This is a genomic window from Lysinibacillus sp. UBA6686, assembly GCF_002455205.1.
GTDB lineage: Bacteria > Bacillota > Bacilli > Bacillales_A > Planococcaceae > Lysinibacillus > Lysinibacillus pakistanensis.
Map to the genome: position 1 here is coordinate 64,621 of NZ_DKJS01000074.1, position 15,393 is coordinate 80,013.

Genomic DNA, 15,393 nt, shown 5'->3' on the forward strand with positions numbered 1-15,393 from the left:
TCGCTCGGGATAGCCCATAATCTGCTCAGGTCGATCATATCAAGAGCACAGAAAATCACCCATCAAAGAGTAGTCTTTAGTTTAAATGCATTTCTTCATATTCTTTTCTTTAAATAAAATGAGCAAAATCCTGAAACACAAAGGCAGGCTATAAACGTCCAGAAGTTAAAAAATAAATCATTAGAAAAAGGATTTAAATAGGATATTTCGTATTCAAAATATGGATTGATTTCATTTCGAAATGAAACGATTCGGTAAATCGTCATTCCTAAAATCAATACAAACACCCCTGAATAGCAGGCTTGAAATAGGTTCCTTTTCACTGAAAAACGTTCATGTATCTTTTCAAAAACAAACATCATTGCGAAGAAAAAATAAAGAATAATTAACATTGGAAGCATAACAAACATTAAGCCTGGGTTTCCATTTCCTCCAACAAAATTATCACCTGTGGGGTCGAATGAAGAAGTAGTCATTTTAGTGAGTGCAAAGCCAGCAATACTTACAATTCCCGAGATAACAACACTTAGACAAAAAAGAAAACGCATTATACTCCTCCTTAATAAACCTACCTTGTCATTTAATAATACCTTATACCACTTTGGATAACCATTTCCGTTTATAATTTCCAGAAAATTATCTAACGATGACTCACCATACACCTTAGATTGTGAAAGGCTAACCTTTTCATTTAACCAGTTAGACACTGAACGACTTTAAGTGCTTTATTCTCCCACATCTAATTACAAGCACAACAAAGACCAAGCTTATTTAACTTGGTCTTCTCCAAAGTAGATTAAATTTTTATTTAAGCTGTCTCAATTCTGGATATACTTCTGTGATTTTTTTACTCTCTATTGTTGCATGTTCAAAAAGCTCTTTGTGTCCACAAAACTCTTGAGTATAAGAATCTTTTGTTCTGGATAGAAAAGATTTATCTTGAATATGACTTATCCAATATTCATCATTTTTATAATAAAAATTAAGTTCAGCCCTCATTGATATAAGATTTTTAAATTCTAAATATTCTTTCTCAGTCATAAATTAACTCCTTATAAATAGCCTGGCTTCTTGAACTACTACTCAATTCATGTCTATATGGTACTTTAAGGTGTTGCTTTGGGTTCTCGTGATCTGTGCAATCAATATCCATTTGTATCATAGTATCTTTTATGAAAAACTTTTTCGCTCCAACTACCATCTACAGATTTAATCTTTACTGCCTAAAGGTTTTCAGTAATTGATAAGCCACTACTAAAAAGTTTCATTTTTCTTGTGATATTATAAGTCCTTTCAACGAAATAAACCTCTATCGGATAATAAATCTACCAGTTCTTTAAACACATTTAATTCAACTATTAAAGATTGCAATTATTTTAAGTGGTACGAATATCGTCTGAAATCCTATCCCTGCAAATCCATCTTGTGTTTAGTCTCTATAACGAACAGTTGCCTTAACAGCTACTGTCAGTTATGCAGGTCACGTACCATGTTATACCTATCCCAACGCTCATCAAACATAACCTATTCTAACACAAATCCAACTATATCCATCGGTGATAGTTTTGCGTCAATTCATTAATACGACACAAAGACCCCTAAAAAATTCTAGGGGTTTACTGATTTAGAATGGTTCCTTTAATTAACTTTTTAAAGGCTCCATTAGACTGACACATCAATGGAACCGCTGGATGTACTGATATCACTTTGATTGTTTTGGCTTGCTGCTTTAAATGAGCGCCACGCTTCTATATAGATAGCATTAAATTCACTTTCACGAAGCTGTTCTTTTCGTGTACCAATTGCATGCCAACCATTATGTGGAGAATAAGTAGAAGTTATATTCCCTTTTTCATCCTTTACCTCTAAATAGCTCACATTTCCACGCTGCCTGAATGGTAATTGACTTACTATTTGTGCTATCGAACCTTTACGATCAGGGGATGCTACAGATACGAAGCTGTTCTTTAGTGTCATATAGGAAGGATTTTTATGACCTCCACACTTACCATTTTCAAAATCTTTTTTTGCCTGTGCGATAATTGCTTCCTTATATTTTTCTTCACTCATCTCTGGAGCTGATTTCGTTGGCATGGCATTTATTCCTGAAAAACTTGGCTTTGAAATAGGTGTTGTCTTTTTTTCAACTCCTAACAATTTCAATGCATCACTACTAATAGTTGGGAATCTCATTTTACACCTCCAATAATTTTGTACCTCCTAAATGTGAGAGAACAATATAAAATTAGTTACATTAAGTTTTTACATTTAATAGCTATAGTAAACTGTTAATTTTGGGGAAGCATATGATTTCTATGCACTATTTAAAGTACTTACATTTGTTCCATTATAATAAATAGACCATGTGCCGTTAGCTAGTTTTCCATTAACTCCAATAGTTATTTTGTTTTATTAAGCCAACCCCAAGGTGCAGAAACATAAGTGCTCATAGAATCACCCGTTACCTCCATATGTGATATCACTATTGGCATCAACTACCACTTTAGGAACTATAGCGTTGGAAGGCAATCCAGAAAAATAAAATGTAGCTACACTAGATTTTCATCCTAAAAATAAACTTATTATTGTTAATATTATCTTTTTTTTCAACAAACTCCTTTTTTATATCGGATGGGTAACCATTATTTATAGTTATAAATTATAGAATGCTCATTTTAGATATTCATCTAATGCACCAAGTGTTTCCGAATTTGGTAAATAAATTCGAAAAGAAAATATTGTTCTACCCAGTCGTCACAAAGTGCAAAAATACACCCTATAATCACAAAAAACTGCACTCCAATACATCAAATGGAGTGCAGTTCAAATAGCTAAATAACAAAACCAACAATTGTAGCTGTTAAGATACTAACTAGTGTGGCTCCATACAACAGCTTTAAGCCAAAACGAGCAACGATATTGCCCTGCTTTTCACTCAAGCCCTTTACTGCTCCAGCAATAATACCGATGGATGAAAAGTTTGCAAAGGAGACAAGAAAGACAGAAATAATACCTACTGTATGCGCGCTCATAGACTTAGCTACTTCTCCAAGGCTTATCATGGCCACAAATTCATTTGTTACTAATTTGGTAGCCATAATTCCTCCAGCAGAAATGGCATCTGCCCATGGTACACCCATTAGAAAGGCTATTGGTGCAAAGATATAACCCAAAATCCCTTGAAAAGATATACCGAATACGATATCAAATAGTGAATTGATCATATCCATTAATGCTACGAAGCCGATTAGCATAGCTCCAACAATAATAGCTACTTTAAAACCATCCATAATATATTCTCCAAGCATTTGAAAGAAAGACTGTTTATGTTCATCTTCAATCGTTAAAATATCTTCGCTTTCCTTTACTCTATATGGATTAATAATGGAAACAATGATAAATCCGCCAAACAAGTTTAACACAATCGCCGTTACAACATATTTAGGTTCAATCATCGTCATATAGGCTCCAACAACTGCCATAGAAACGGTCGACATAGCTGATGCACACAATGTATACATTCGCTGCGGGGTCAGCTGATCTAATTGTTTTTTTACAGTAATGAATACTTCAGATTGACCAACCATTGCAGAAGCAACAGCATTATAAGATTCCAATTTTCCCATGCCATTTACTTTACTTAAAAATAACCCTACCCATTTCATGAAGAAAGGAAGAATTTTAAAATGCTGTAAAATCCCTATCAATACAGATACAAAGACAATCGGTAATAAAACGCTAAGAAAGAATGGAGATTCTCCTTTATTCGCTAAACCCCCAAAAACAAAGGATATGCCTGTATTTGCGTAAGCTAATAAATGATCAAATACTTTTGTTATTCCTTTTATTAAAATATAACCAAATTTTGTATTTAGCAGGAATGCTGCCAACAAAAATTGGATGATTAACATCATCAATATATTTTTATATTTTATTTCTTTTTTGTTTTTACTCATTAACAGAGCTAAACCAAAAACAAGCAGCAATCCGCAAAAAGATATTAAGTATCTCATAATTTCCCCCATACTAATTTTCAGCGTTCGACCATAAAGTCATCCTTTCATTCATTATGTCCAAATATGAAAATTTAAGAACAACCAAACTCAACATACTATAGTCGGACGTCAGACAAATAAATTCACTATAACAGTTTTTCTACTACTTTTTCAATAGCCAGCAGAAAAATAATATATAAGTATAAAAATTTTTGTTGCATTTCAAGCAAAAAAAAAGCGATGACAAGTTATTTTGTCATCACCACTGCTTCTAGTTCTCTGAGGAATTCGTTTGAAATAAAATCATCACCTCTATCTAAACTTGTCCAACTACTTCAACTGAAAGCAGAAAAACCTCCAATCAACTTGTATAATTCATCTTCATTTTGTGCATATATGGTAGTAACAAGGGAGGTTATGATATTGAAAAGGTTATTTTATATGTTATTACTTGCTACACTATTATTGTCAGCGTGTGGAAAAAATACAGCACCTAAGGAAGCAGCGGTTGATAGCAATACTTCAATTGAAGATATAGTGAGGGCTACTGTCAAAAGTAAATTTACAGTGGAAGATACAAAGGGAGTTGTTACAATATCCATTCAAGATGCAGATGTAAAACAGGGCTCCAAAAGTCAAATGTTAAAGGACTCTGCGAAAATATTTGCTGAGCTATCAAAATTAAAAAGTGTTAAAACACCTATCATTTCTTGGTCTGCTCCATTAACAGAGCCTGGCGGGACCGAAAATATGACTGAGGTATTAAATATATACTTTAACGAGAAAGATTTTAGAAAGGTCAATTGGGCGAACTATTCCCAACTAAATCTAGAATCCATTGCCTCTCACTATCATCAAAATGAAGCTTTAGGGCAATAAATTGCATTCAATAAAGAAGATACCCTATTATGTATAATGAAGAGTATCTTCTTTATTTATTTCACATACATACTAATGGCTTCAGCTAGAAGTAATTGTTTTATCTTATAATGGGTTGCCTGCCAAACTCCCTTCCCTCCCTGCAAAATTAAAAACTGGGGGGATTCATGCCTCACCTCAAGTTCCTTCTCGATCATTTTTGATACCTCCCTATCCTTTTGTACGATAACTACATACCTCGGCAGGATAGTTTCCAGTGCTTTAAATTCTTTTAATGCGGATATGCTACTAAAGCAAGTCATGCTATATTTTAACACTAGGCATGGCGTATGGCTCGATAGCTGTAAAACATTTTTCCACTCTTCTGTGGTCATTATTCGCTTCATGCTGAAACCCCCATTTTATTGTATTATATACCGTAATGGGTATTTTCCGCATTTCCATAAAAAAAACGAGCCTACACAGAAGGTAAAGGCTCGTGCCATTAATAATTTAATTTGATTCTTTTCAGCCTAATATGATTTTTCTGGCTCTACTTCTGGATATTCCATATTATCCTTGGTTGCCACTAGACATGGACTTTCCTCTAAATGCTCCATAAACTCTATAAATTCCTATATTCAAGCTCAATTCAGTAAATAGTAGATTTATACTTCATAAACTGAATCTACTACAGCTAATGGATTTTCTTTCGTTAAATAATACTTCTCTGCTGGCCAATATCTTTTTTTATATTTATGAAGGCGTGTTATAAAATTACCTATATACACATCTCGTTGTAATACTCTTTCCTCTCTAATAGTTGAGGGACAGTCTATATACAAGCGATAATCATAAAAGCTCCTCCACTCATGACGCATAAGAAAAATCCCTTCAATTATAAAAATACTATTAGCTTCTATATTCATGTCTCTTTCGCAAATGGTATCTGTATGCCGATTATAAAATGGGAGAGAAAGGTGTAAAGCACGATTATGTAAAGGTAAAAATAGATTATTTTTTAAGCTTTCAATATCCCATTGTAAATAATAATATTCAAACCATTCCTCATGGCCTGTATCATAACGTTTACATCTTTCTACGATATGATTATCAATATGAATAAGTGTCACTGTACATATAGACTGAAGCTCCTCTACAAGGTGGTGAGCTATAGTAGACTTGCCAGCCCCACCTAATCCATCAATGGCCACGATAAAAGGTCTATCTGTAGCCGTTCTCAATTTAAATCGCTGAATAATTTCCTCTTTTACATCTAGGACATCCATCAATAAAACACTCCTTGGTTAATCGATTACGTTCAGGGTTTTTCGCGTTTACGCAAAAGCTCCTCTTTAAAATCCATGACGTCCCCGGGGCTTTAGTAACTCCTTTCTGAATCAAACTAAAATAACCAGCCCTAAAAAGAACTGGTTACACTGATTATAATGCAATACTGAATGCAGCAGCTGTTTTTTCCTTTACTTCCTCTATAGTGACACCCTCAGCCAATTCGATAAGCTGCATGCCATCCGTTGTAAAGTCGAAAACAGCGAGATCTGTAATTAATCGATGTACTACACCCTTACCTGTCAGCGGAAGCTCACATTGCTTTTTAATTTTAGATTCTCCATTTTTATTAACATGCTCCATGATGACGATAACCCTTTTAGCACCAACAACAAGGTCCATGGCGCCTCCCATGCCCTTGACCATTTTCCCTGGAATCATCCAGTTTGCAAGGTCGCCTGTCTCAGATACCTCCATACCGCCTAAAATAGCAAGATCAATATGCCCTCCTCGAATCATCGCAAAGGATTCCGCACTATCAAAGAAAGAGGCACCTGGTACAGCTGTTACTGTTTCCTTCCCAGCATTTATTAAATCAGGATCAACCGCTTCCTCTGTTGGATAAGGTCCAATTCCAAGCAAACCGTTTTCTGATTGTAAAAGCACATCATAATCAGCAGGAATGGCATTTGCAACTAGTGTTGGCATACCAATACCTAGGTTAACATTCATCCCATTTTGTATTTCCTTCACAGCTCTATTGACGATTCTTTGTCTTGTATCAGCCATTAAGCTTCCCCCTTTTTCACCGTCAAACGCTCAATACGCTTCTCGTAATTTTCCCCTAATAAAACGCGTTGTACAAACACACCAGGTGTATGAATATGGTCCGGATCTAATTCTCCCACTTCAACGATTTCCTCTACCTCTGCTATCGTAATTTTCCCTGCCATTGCAGCTAGTGGATTAAAATTACGGGATGTTTTCCTGAACACTAAATTCCCTAGCTTGTCTGCCTTCCATGCTTTGACAAGTGCAAAATCAGCAGTAATTCCTTTTTCTAAAATATACTCCCTGCCATCAAAAACCTTTACTTCTTTTCCTTCAGCAATGGGTGTCCCCACTCCAGTAGCCGTGTAAAAGCCAGGAATTCCAGCCCCACCAGCTCGCAAACGTTCAGCCAATGTTCCTTGTGGTGTTAATTCTACTTCGAGTTCACCACTTAAAAATTGTTGTTCAAAAATTTTATTTTCGCCTACATAGGATGCAATCATTTTGTTTATTTGCTTATTTGCTAGTAAAAGCCCCAAGCCCCAATTATCAACGCCACAGTTATTGCTGACAACTGTTAAGTCCTTTATGCCCTTTTGCACTAAGGCAGCAATAGATTTTTCAGGAATGCCACATATCCCAAAGCCTCCTACTGCTAAGGTATCTCCATTTTTTATATCTGCAACGGCTTCCTCAAACGAACTCCACACTTTCCCGTTCCCCATAATCGAAACCCCCTTAAATTGCTCGTTTATTAAGAAAAATTCTACCCTATTGCTATTTTATAAGTAAAGGAATTAATTAGAATATCATTTATTCCTAAAATGCATAAATTATTTATTACCTACCTCTTCACTACTAATACTATTTAGTAATTGCTTTAATGCAAAAGATTGATATGAATTCTTCTTTGTAATAACGCCTAAACGCCATGGCATATCAAAATCTTTTAAAGGTATAATTTTTACGTTGTTATTTGTTTGCTTAGCTGCAATTGAATAAGGTAATAGTGTAATGCCTAAATTTGAGGATACAAGCTCTACAATCAAATCCCATTGTGAGCTTTTATAGCCAATGATTGGTGTAAATCCAGCAGTATTACATGTATTAATGACATAATCATGTAGTGTAAATTCCTCCGTAAAGATAATAAAGGTCTCATTTTTTAAATCCTCTAATTGAATAAATTTCTTCAGTGCTAACGGATGGGAATCATTAATAAATACAAAAAATTGATCCTCCACAAAGGGTTGGACAGAAAATTTCCGTTCGTCCGTAGGCAAAACAACAATTCCAATATCGACTTCACCATTTTCAACGAGCGTTCCAATCATTTTAGCGCCACGTTCCACAAGTTCTAGACGCACCTTTGGATATTGCATATGGAAATTTCTTGCGATATCTGGGAAAAATAGTGTGCCAATTAATGGCGGAATACCTAATTTTATTGCACCTGTCTGAATGTTCAATAAATCGTCCAATAAAATATGTAATTCCATTACAGAGCCCATTATTTTTTGCCCCTGTTTATAAACAATACTTCCGGCATCAGTTAATTCGACATGGCGTGTAGAGCGATTTAATAATTCTACTCGCAGGGTTTCCTCCAATTTTTTAATGCTTTTGCTTAAAGAAGGCTGTGAAACAAAGGATTCACTTGCGGCCTTTGTAAAACTTCCATGTTCAACAACTGCCATAAATGCTTTTAAATCTCTTAATTCCATATTCAAGTCCCCTATTTATTCCAATTTATTATAAAAATATAGCTGTTTCCCCTTTTTAATAATAAATTCTCTCTATATTCCACAAATCCTTTATATAAGGCATCCTTATATGGAAGAGGAAAATTATTGCTGATGGAGGGGTCATTTGGAATAAACGTAAAAAAAGAAATCCTAAAAATAGTTTGCTTCTCACGTTACGTTAGCTTTTACAATACAGATAACATGTAATAGGGAGGTAAAATAATGTTCACTCAATATTCAATTGGAGAGTTTGCCAAAAAAACAGGTATGACCATACGAACTTTGCATTATTACGATGAAATTGATTTATTAAAACCATCCTTTATTTCTCCAACTGGCAGAAGATTCTATTCAGATGAAAATATTATTCAACTGCAAAAAATTGTATCCCTGAAATTTTTAGGCTATCCATTGGAAAAAATCCATGCATTAATCCATTTAAAAGAATGGGATATAAAAGAGTCACTTGAATTTCAAAAACAAGAAATGCTTCAAAAAATGGAACAACTTCAACAGGTCATTCGTGCCCTAGATCATGCCTTATATATCACGGAAGAGCAAGGCACTATGAACGCAAATATCTTTATGATGCTTATTCATAATATGCATAAGGAAGAGGAGCAAAAAGAATGGCTGTCCAATTATTTACCAAAAGAAATGGTTGAGAACATGTTTAAAGTTCCTGAGGAAAAGCTTAAGGAGCTAAATTTGGAAATGGCTGAGCTTTTTAGTCAGCTGAAGGCAGCATATGGTCAGGATCCGGCTAATCCGAATGTTCAGGCGCTTTTGGAACAGTATTTTGAGCTATCTTTAGAGTTATACCCTAATGCAATTGAGCTTGTGGAAAATGTAAAGGATGAAAATATTGAATTTGGGCAGGATACACAGCTCTTCCCCTCGCCCCTATCGCCTGAGGAAGAGATATGGTTTGGTCAGGCTATACAAATTTATTGGAACAACAAGGGTATTAATCTCCACGAATAGATGATTAAAATTCTTTTTTACTGAAATACTAAAAAGTCGATTTGCAACACATTTTTTTGTGGCAAATCGACTTTTTAGTATAATCAATGGGCTTTTTCCAAAGCTAGTTTAATCCCAAAGCCAATTAACACAATGCCTGTTAAACCTTCGATAACAGCCTTTGTAGTTGGTTTTTTCATAAATGCACTAACTTTATCTAACAAGTAAACATAGAACACAAACCAAATCCCTGTTAAAGCAGTGTATATTAGCCCCATTATAAGAAACGGCATGAATGTACCGCTCATGCCATCTACAAATTGAGGTAAAAATGTTAGGAAAAATACGGCTACCTTTGGATTGGTAACATTTGTTAGAAAGCCTTGCTTAAAGCAAGATTGCTGTGAAAATTTATGATCAATTTGTGTTTCATCTTGAACTACAGGAGATTGCGTGCGGATTGTCCGTAAAGTCCATAATGTCTTGACACCTAAATAACATAAATACACCGCTCCGACATACTTCAAAATGGCAAATACATAGGCGGACTTCACAATAATGGCAGACAGTCCAATCACCGCTGCAAAAGTATGGATTAACAGCCCACAACAGGAACCTAGTAAAGTTTGTAAGCCACCCTTTCTACTTACGGTAAGTGTATTTTTCGTGGCAATTGCCGTATCTGGACCTGGTAAAATAATTAGTAAAATACACATTATCAAAAAGACCGATATGTTCACCATTTCAAGCCCCCCTTTTCTGAAAATTATAAAAATAATTCTACCATAAGGACGATATTGTAGAAAAGGTCCTTTATAGGAAATTAAATCTGTTTTCGCTCATTTCTCTCTAAAGTACAATTGCAAGCAAAGGTTCGTTTTGAACATCATCTATATGAGCTGTTAAAAGAAGTAAGAAAAATTGATTTAACCTAGTATCTATTTTTGAAAAATGCGAATCATATTAAAAATAATTGACATATAACCATAAGGTGTTATATATTCATAACACCTTATGGTTATATTTTTGAAAAGGAGTTATGAAAAAATGACTGAAAAGCTAGATAATATTGTGAAGGTAATAAAACTTAATGCGCCAATTGAAAAGGTGTGGGAGTCAGTTACAGATGCTGAAAAAATAGCTACGTGGCTGATGCCAAATGATTTTAAGCCAATTGAAGGACATCAATTTACGATTCAATCTCCTTTTGGTCCTTCGCCATGTAAGGTGGAGCAAGTGAATGCTCCCCATTTTGTACGTTTCGCTTGGGATACAGATGGCTGGTTTGTAACATTTGAGCTAAAAGAGCTCGGTGAACAAACAGAATTTACGTTAACACACGGTGGCTGGAAGGAAGCATCACACATTATTCCGAAAGCGAATATACCAGCTGAAGCTGTTCGTAAAACTATGGATGGTGGCTGGACAATGATTGTTACTCAAAAATTAAAGGAAACTGTGGAATCACAATGACGCAGCCTGCAGTAAAATATGATGTATTTCAAGCAATTGCTGATCCAACAAGACGTCATATCCTACAACTGCTAGCCTTACGTAATAAACCGATCTCATTAATTGCTGAAAATTTTGCGATCAGTCGTACTGCTGTTGTTAAGCATTTATCTATTTTAGAGCAAGCTGAGCTAGTATCTGCACAGAAAAAGGGCCGGGAAAAAATTTATACATTGCATGTTGAAAAGCTGAAGGAACTTGAGGATTGGTTACAATACTTTGATTTATTCTGGGATAATAAATTAGCACAGCTACAAAACATGGTGGAAGAACAATAAAAAGCAAGGAGCTGTCTTTTCTATTTGGACAGCTCCTGCTTAGTATAGATAAAACAACCCACCATTAATAATGTCTATTTTAATCTTTGTCTCATATTGTTCCTCTAACGCTTTTTTTTCAATATCATAGCATTCTGGCTTGTCATCTATATCCTCGTAAAAATAATCTAGAACACGTTGATCACGCTGCCATCTCTTTTTTGCTTCTAAGGCCCATGAATGGTCATCTTGTTCAATGATGGCATGAATGGCTGCCTCTAGTCTTTGCAATGCTCGAATTGGCTTAATAATAGGTTGAACATGAAATACATTTTCTCCCGGAGCTGTTTCTAGTGACGTTTTACATAAGGTTTCTTGGAAATTCTTTTTAATAACCCCTGTTAAGAGATTTATGCCAAAGGAGTAGAGCATTTCCTTTGTACGATCACAGCAATAAGATACTTTATAATTTATTCCTAACCAAGGTGTTAAGATAACCTGCCCGATTGTCGGATCTACCACCTCATACATCTCCACGTAGGCTCCTAGCTCTCTTGTCGCTTGAAAAACCTGATTGAGTCTTGGAGAACCGAAATGAATGGCCTCACCGTATAAGTTTGCAGAAGATGTTGTTTGATTTGTAATAAATGTAATTTGCGCAGGGTTTGGCTCACTATTTGTCGCCTCTATATACTGCCAGTAGAAAGGTCTGTTCATAATTTTTTTATCAATATCTACTGTTAATTGGACAGTAAGATAATGACGATCTTCACTCAAAATAGTGCAATCATTTTCGGTAAAAAACTCTCGTAAGTAACTATGAACTTGCTGTGGATACATAACTTTTCCTCCTACATCAGACAGATTCTTTAAAGTTTGTTAAAATGGCATCTAAATCCCCCACTACCTTTTCAAAAACATCAATTTTCGTATGCAATAATGCTAAGATATTTTCTTCAATCGTATTTTCGATAGCAAGATTATAAATATGCACATCATGCTCCTGACCCAAACGATGGACCCGGCCAATCCGTTGCTCTAATTTCATAGGATTCCATGGCAGATCATAGTTAATGACATGATGACAGAATTGTAGGTTTATCCCCTCGCCGCCTGCCTCTGTCGCTATAAGAACCTGCGCTCTCTCTTTAAATAAATGCTTCATATAGTCACGTTTACTTTTATTAAATTTCCCGTTAAATAGTACGCTTGTGATTCCTTTAGAATGTAAATACCACTGCAAATACAATTGAGATGCTCTATATTCTGTAAAGATAATCACTTTCCCCTGTGCTTTTTCGATAATTTCTAGCGTTTTTTCTGCCTTAGTATTTACTTCTAAAGCCATTAATTTTTCCAGAATATATTTAATTTTTGATGACTCCGAGTGCTCTTCAAGCATTTTCGATAATGTTAAAGCTGTTGCCTCTTTGCTACTACACATTTCTTTCTGTAATGTAATTAAAGTGAACGAACCCATATTTTGAAGCGTTCCAAGTAAATCATAAACTTCCTTCTCTTCTTTCGTAAATTGGATGGGCACAATTTGAACTTGACGTTGCGTCCATTCGATGCCCGTATCTTCCCTCCTATTTCTCACCATCACCTGATTCACTAATTCTTTTAAATAATCATCATGCTCTAAATCATGCTTGCTAGCTGAGAAGGCAGATTGAAATGTTTCATAGCTGCCTAGATGACCAGGCTTTAATAACGAAATAAGATAATATAATTCAAAAACATCATTTTGAATAGGTGTAGCCGTTAATAATAGACAAAACTTTTTCTTTAAGCTTTGTACAAATTCATATATTTTCGTTTTATGATTTTTTAATTTATGTGCCTCGTCAATAATAATCATGTCATAATCCTGCTCATATATACGCTCTCTGTGTGGGCTTTTCTTCGCCGTATCCATACTCATAATAAGTACATCGTAGCGCTCTATTGGACAATTTTTTTTATAAGCGATGGCTGGAATATGAAACTTACTATTTAATTCTTCCACCCATTGATTAATAAGAGAGGCTGGCGCTAGTATAAGTGCTCTTTTGACAAGTCCCCGAATAAGATATTCCTTTAAAATCAAGCCTGCTTCAATTGTTTTACCAAGTCCCACCTCATCACCTAGAATTGCTTTTCCATTCATGCGTTCAATCACTGTTTTAGCCGCCTCCAGTTGATGTGTCAGTGGCTTTAAATTGGGTAAATATTTTGTTGCCTGTAATCCTGTAAATTCAGGAATCAATTTCATTTTTACAATGTCATAATTCATCTTATATAATGTCCAGCTATCCCATTTCTCAAGATGATTTAATCGATTGATGAAGCCCTCTTCCCATTCAGATGACCTCTCGATATTCATAACCATCACCTCATACTTTTTTTCTAACTTAGGTTGTCCAAAAAAGTGAAAGCTATGTTTATTTATGCAAAAAACATCTGACGAAAATTATTTTTCGTCAGATGTTTTTTATTTCTTGTACATACGAAATTCAGTAGGTGATAATCCCATAACCTTTTTAAAAACATGACTAAAATTAAAAAGTTATCGTTTTAAGCTTTCCTTTAAGAGCAAACGATTGCGTTGCTTGAAAATATCATTATGTGAGGAAACAATACCACCCTCTGATGCATCTGGTTGAATGTATTTTTTCGCACTATTTACCGCATGTAGGGCGTCATGAAAAGTTGCTGCAATTAAGTGAATTTTACCGTTATGCTGCAAAATATCTCCGGCCGCATAAAGACCAGGAATAGAGGATTCACTATGAATCGTTCCAGCAATAAAATAATCATTTTTCCGCTCAATGTCTAATGGACTATTATCCAATAGCTCCTTATCTCTAATATAGCCATGACTAATGACAACTTCATCAACTGGAATTTCATTTACTTGCCCTGTTTCATAATTTGTTAGGGAAACAGCTTTAATCATACCTTCTGCATCGTCTGCAATAAGCTTTGTAATTTCAGAATTAAAATGACATTCAATTGTGCTATTTAATAGCTCAGTAATTTGAGCCTCATGTGCAGAAAGCGTGTCCTTACGATACGTTAAATATACTTTAGAGGCAACTTCCATTAATTCCAGTGCCCAATCTACTGCCGTATTGCCACCACCTGAAATAATAACAGCCTTATCCTTAAATTTTTCATAGGATTTAATCGTATAATTTAAATTGGATACCTCAAATCGCTCTGCACCCTCAATCTCTATTCGTTGAGGATTTAAAATACCACCACCGATAGCAACTATTACTGTCTTTGAATAATGAATATTGCCAGATTCAGCGGTAATAATGAAAATTCCTTCTTCATTTTTTGAAATAGTAGTTACTTTCTCATTTGTGTACACAGAAGGATTAAAGGTCATAGCCTGTTCGATTAATTGTTCAATTAACTGTCCTCCTGTAATTGGTGTTACGCCACCAACGTCCCAAATCATTTTTTCTGGATAGACATGAATTTTTCCACCAAGCTGAGGCTGTGATTCGATAAGCTTAGTTTTCATCTCACGTAAGCCACTGTAAAATGCTGAATATAAACCTGCTGGACCACCGCCAATTATAGTTACATCAAATAATTCTTGTTCTAACAATTACATACACCCTTTCCTCTGTGTCACAACATATTTCGTTAAATAAAATAAAATAAATTTATCCTTACTTTCTTTTTTCAATTTCTTTAAGGGAACACAAGCATCCCTTGCCAAATTCTCTAAAGATGCTATATATCCTCTATATTACACATTATACGATAATGATAATCATTATCAAATAAAATGATAACAAATCTTTATGTTAGAGTACATGTATTTTTGCTAATCTTTTTATATTTTTGTTCATCAGTCATAAAACATCCATAATTAAACAAAAAAATAGTATGCTAATAATCAGCATACTACTTTCATGTTGTTGAAATATGTCAATGAAATCAAGGTGATTAAATTAAAAAGTATAGCCATTTTTCAAAACGAGGGGTTGATCTCCGTTCCGACTG

Annotated in this window: 17 protein-coding genes; 4 read left to right on the top strand and 13 right to left on the bottom strand. The window is 34.9% G+C overall.

What is annotated here, in order from left to right:
• Nucleotides 1-95: 95 nt before the first annotated feature.
• From B2R82_RS19765 to B2R82_RS19780, 4 genes are all read right to left on the bottom strand, one after another.
• Complete coding sequence (locus B2R82_RS19765) at nt 96-548, bottom strand: hypothetical protein (RefSeq protein ID WP_286926582.1); 453 nt, start codon at nt 546-548, stop codon at nt 96-98.
• A 256-nt stretch (nt 549-804) separates the two neighbouring features.
• Nucleotides 805-1,041, bottom strand: a complete 237-nt coding sequence (locus B2R82_RS19770; protein ID WP_286926583.1) for a hypothetical protein — start codon at nt 1,039-1,041, stop codon at nt 805-807.
• 621 nt (nt 1,042-1,662) lie between these two features.
• Nucleotides 1,663-2,193, bottom strand: coding sequence for a hypothetical protein (locus tag B2R82_RS19775; protein ID WP_286926584.1), 531 nt, complete (start codon nt 2,191-2,193; stop codon nt 1,663-1,665).
• A gap of 638 nt (nt 2,194-2,831) precedes the next feature.
• Complete coding sequence (locus B2R82_RS19780; protein WP_286926585.1) at nt 2,832-4,013, bottom strand: NupC/NupG family nucleoside CNT transporter; 1,182 nt, start codon at nt 4,011-4,013, stop codon at nt 2,832-2,834.
• 399 nt (nt 4,014-4,412) lie between these two features.
• Between B2R82_RS19780 and B2R82_RS19785 the strand changes: the two genes are divergently transcribed.
• A complete protein-coding gene (locus B2R82_RS19785) occupies nt 4,413-4,874 on the top strand; it encodes a hypothetical protein (RefSeq protein ID WP_286926586.1) in 462 nt (153 codons plus the stop codon).
• Between the two features lie 56 nt (nt 4,875-4,930).
• Here B2R82_RS19785 and ytxJ read toward each other — a convergent pair whose 3' ends face one another.
• The 5 genes from ytxJ to B2R82_RS19810 form a co-directional block, all read right to left on the bottom strand.
• Nucleotides 4,931-5,260, bottom strand: coding sequence for a bacillithiol system redox-active protein YtxJ (gene ytxJ / locus B2R82_RS19790; protein WP_286926587.1), 330 nt, complete (start codon nt 5,258-5,260; stop codon nt 4,931-4,933).
• Nucleotides 5,261-5,521: 261 nt separating this feature from the next.
• The gene (locus B2R82_RS19795) at nt 5,522-6,142 is read right to left on the bottom strand and encodes a uridine kinase (RefSeq protein WP_286926588.1); all 621 of its coding nucleotides are present in this window, start codon (nt 6,140-6,142) and stop codon (nt 5,522-5,524) included.
• Nucleotides 6,143-6,296: 154 nt separating this feature from the next.
• A complete protein-coding gene (locus tag B2R82_RS19800; RefSeq protein ID WP_286926589.1) occupies nt 6,297-6,932 on the bottom strand; it encodes a 3-oxoacid CoA-transferase subunit B in 636 nt (211 codons plus the stop codon).
• Nucleotides 6,932-7,639 carry a CoA transferase subunit A gene (locus B2R82_RS19805; protein ID WP_286926590.1) on the bottom strand — a complete coding sequence of 236 codons (708 nt, stop codon included), beginning with the start codon at nt 7,637-7,639 and terminating at the stop codon, nt 6,932-6,934. The genes B2R82_RS19800 and B2R82_RS19805 overlap by 1 nt, the downstream gene beginning before the upstream one ends.
• Before the next feature lie 108 nt (nt 7,640-7,747).
• The gene (locus tag B2R82_RS19810) at nt 7,748-8,638 is read right to left on the bottom strand and encodes a LysR family transcriptional regulator (RefSeq protein WP_286926591.1); all 891 of its coding nucleotides are present in this window, start codon (nt 8,636-8,638) and stop codon (nt 7,748-7,750) included.
• A gap of 243 nt (nt 8,639-8,881) precedes the next feature.
• Here B2R82_RS19810 and B2R82_RS19815 point away from each other — a divergent pair, with 243 nt between their 5' ends.
• A complete protein-coding gene (locus tag B2R82_RS19815) occupies nt 8,882-9,643 on the top strand; it encodes a MerR family transcriptional regulator (RefSeq protein ID WP_286926592.1) in 762 nt (253 codons plus the stop codon).
• Nucleotides 9,644-9,726: 83 nt separating this feature from the next.
• Here the strand turns inward: B2R82_RS19815 and B2R82_RS19820 are convergent, their stop codons facing one another.
• Nucleotides 9,727-10,365, bottom strand: coding sequence for a LysE family translocator (locus B2R82_RS19820; RefSeq protein ID WP_286926593.1), 639 nt, complete (start codon nt 10,363-10,365; stop codon nt 9,727-9,729).
• 304 nt (nt 10,366-10,669) lie between these two features.
• Here B2R82_RS19820 and B2R82_RS19825 point away from each other — a divergent pair, with 304 nt between their 5' ends.
• Nucleotides 10,670-11,095 (top strand): SRPBCC family protein, encoded by a 426-nt coding sequence (locus B2R82_RS19825; RefSeq protein ID WP_286926594.1) that lies wholly within the window; start codon nt 10,670-10,672, stop codon nt 11,093-11,095.
• Complete coding sequence (locus tag B2R82_RS19830; protein ID WP_286926595.1) at nt 11,092-11,412, top strand: ArsR/SmtB family transcription factor; 321 nt, start codon at nt 11,092-11,094, stop codon at nt 11,410-11,412. Before B2R82_RS19825 ends, B2R82_RS19830 begins: the two co-directional genes overlap by 4 nt.
• 39 nt (nt 11,413-11,451) lie before the next feature.
• Here B2R82_RS19830 and B2R82_RS19835 read toward each other — a convergent pair whose 3' ends face one another.
• The 3 genes from B2R82_RS19835 to B2R82_RS19845 form a co-directional block, all read right to left on the bottom strand.
• A complete protein-coding gene (locus B2R82_RS19835; RefSeq protein WP_286926596.1) occupies nt 11,452-12,231 on the bottom strand; it encodes a YqhG family protein in 780 nt (259 codons plus the stop codon).
• A 16-nt stretch (nt 12,232-12,247) separates the two neighbouring features.
• Nucleotides 12,248-13,762, bottom strand: a complete 1,515-nt coding sequence (locus tag B2R82_RS19840) for a DEAD/DEAH box helicase (RefSeq protein ID WP_286926597.1) — start codon at nt 13,760-13,762, stop codon at nt 12,248-12,250.
• Between the two features lie 177 nt (nt 13,763-13,939).
• Nucleotides 13,940-14,992, bottom strand: coding sequence for an NAD(P)/FAD-dependent oxidoreductase (locus tag B2R82_RS19845; RefSeq protein ID WP_286926598.1), 1,053 nt, complete (start codon nt 14,990-14,992; stop codon nt 13,940-13,942).
• Nucleotides 14,993-15,393: the final 401 nt, after the last annotated feature.

What these genes read in the sequence shown, in the direction of transcription:
- B2R82_RS19810 (WP_286926591.1), bottom strand. Translation starts at nt 8,638, where the DNA reads ATGGAATTAAGAGATTTAAAAGCATTTATGGCAGTTGTTGAACATGGA.
- ytxJ (WP_286926587.1), bottom strand. Translation starts at nt 5,260, where the DNA reads ATGAAGCGAATAATGACCACAGAAGAGTGGAAAAATGTTTTACAGCTA.
- B2R82_RS19765 (WP_286926582.1), bottom strand. Translation starts at nt 548, where the DNA reads ATGCGTTTTCTTTTTTGTCTAAGTGTTGTTATCTCGGGAATTGTAAGT.
- B2R82_RS19775 (WP_286926584.1), bottom strand. Translation starts at nt 2,193, where the DNA reads ATGAGATTCCCAACTATTAGTAGTGATGCATTGAAATTGTTAGGAGTT.
- B2R82_RS19825 (WP_286926594.1), top strand. Translation starts at nt 10,670, where the DNA reads ATGACTGAAAAGCTAGATAATATTGTGAAGGTAATAAAACTTAATGCG.
- B2R82_RS19820 (WP_286926593.1), bottom strand. Translation starts at nt 10,365, where the DNA reads ATGGTGAACATATCGGTCTTTTTGATAATGTGTATTTTACTAATTATT.
- B2R82_RS19800 (WP_286926589.1), bottom strand. Translation starts at nt 6,932, where the DNA reads ATGGCTGATACAAGACAAAGAATCGTCAATAGAGCTGTGAAGGAAATA.
- B2R82_RS19770 (WP_286926583.1), bottom strand. Translation starts at nt 1,041, where the DNA reads ATGACTGAGAAAGAATATTTAGAATTTAAAAATCTTATATCAATGAGG.
- B2R82_RS19835 (WP_286926596.1), bottom strand. Translation starts at nt 12,231, where the DNA reads ATGTATCCACAGCAAGTTCATAGTTACTTACGAGAGTTTTTTACCGAA.
- B2R82_RS19815 (WP_286926592.1), top strand. Translation starts at nt 8,882, where the DNA reads ATGTTCACTCAATATTCAATTGGAGAGTTTGCCAAAAAAACAGGTATG.
- B2R82_RS19795 (WP_286926588.1), bottom strand. Translation starts at nt 6,142, where the DNA reads ATGGATGTCCTAGATGTAAAAGAGGAAATTATTCAGCGATTTAAATTG.
- B2R82_RS19785 (WP_286926586.1), top strand. Translation starts at nt 4,413, where the DNA reads ATGATATTGAAAAGGTTATTTTATATGTTATTACTTGCTACACTATTA.
- B2R82_RS19840 (WP_286926597.1), bottom strand. Translation starts at nt 13,762, where the DNA reads ATGGTTATGAATATCGAGAGGTCATCTGAATGGGAAGAGGGCTTCATC.
- B2R82_RS19830 (WP_286926595.1), top strand. Translation starts at nt 11,092, where the DNA reads ATGACGCAGCCTGCAGTAAAATATGATGTATTTCAAGCAATTGCTGAT.
- B2R82_RS19780 (WP_286926585.1), bottom strand. Translation starts at nt 4,013, where the DNA reads ATGAGATACTTAATATCTTTTTGCGGATTGCTGCTTGTTTTTGGTTTA.
- B2R82_RS19805 (WP_286926590.1), bottom strand. Translation starts at nt 7,639, where the DNA reads ATGGGGAACGGGAAAGTGTGGAGTTCGTTTGAGGAAGCCGTTGCAGAT.